Below are 1,159 nucleotides of genomic sequence, written 5' to 3'. Positions count from 1 at the left end.
CTAGTGTCCTGCGCCAGTAGTTGATCGTTAGTTGGTTTGTGACTCCTACTGCTGGTGCGTCAGTTCCTCGTCGGGGCCCGAAGCTGGAGCCGTTGCTGCTGTCTGTTGACGAGCGGGCGGAGTTGGAGCGGTGGACGCGTCGGGCGACGTCGGCCCAGGCCCTGGCTCTGCGGGCGCGGATTGTGCTGGCGTGTGCGGGACCGGAAGTACCGCCGATTGTCGCGGTCGCCCGGGATCTGCGGGTGACCGCGGACACGGTCCGCAAATGGCGCCGGCGCTTCCTTGCCGAGCGGCTGGACGGACTGGCCGACGAGCCGAGGCCGGGCCGGCCGCCTACCATCAGCGTCGATCAGGTGGAAGCGGTGGTGGTCACCACTCTTGAACAACTGCCGAAGAACGCCACCCACTGGTCTCGAAAATCGATGGCACAGCACAGTGGTCTGTCGAAGTCCACAGTCGGCCGGATCTGGCGGCAGTTCCAGCTCAAGCCGCATCTGGCGGACACCTTCAAGCTGTCGACCGACCCGTTGTTCGTGGAGAAGGTCTACGACATGGTGGGTCTGTACTTCAACCCGCCCGAGGGGGCGGTGGTGCTGTCGGTGGACGAGAAGTCGCAGATCCAGGCACTGGACCGGTCCCAGCCCGTGTTGCCGATAATGCCGGGCATGCCCGAACGGCGCACCCATGACTACGTCCGCAACGGCCTGACCACCTTGTTCGCCGCTTTCGACGTCGCCACCGGTGAGGTCATCACAGCCCTGCACCGCCGGCACCGGGCGGTGGAGTTCAAGAAGTTCCTGATCCGGATCGACAAGCAGGTGCCCGCTCACCTGCAGATCCACCTGATCGTCGACAACTACGGAACCCACAAAACCCCTGCGATCAGGGACTGGCTGGCGAAACACCCTCGGTTCGAGCTGCACTTCACCCCGACCGGCTCCTCCTGGATCAACCAGGTCGAGCGGTGGTTCGGCTACCTGGCCCACCAGATGATCCGCCGCGGGGCGCACAAGAACATCCAGGCCCTGAGGCTGACATCCGGGCCTGGGCCAAGGACTTGAACGAAGACCCCAAGCCGTTCATCTGGACCAAGACAGCCGAAGAGATCCTCGACTCCCTCGCACGCTTCTGCCGACGGATCTCTGGCGCAGGACACTAG

General features: G+C 64.4%; 1 pseudogene. It reads left to right on the top strand.

The features are described 5' to 3' along the window. The first annotated feature begins 38 nt into the window (after positions 1 to 38). Positions 39 to 1,159 (top strand): annotated as a pseudogene (locus ACZ7MG_RS43685) (IS630 family transposase).

Source organism: Streptomyces sp. NPDC107538 (assembly GCF_055657445.1).
Note: the sequence above shows the minus strand (reverse complement) of the source record. Positions and strands in the feature narration are given on the sequence as shown.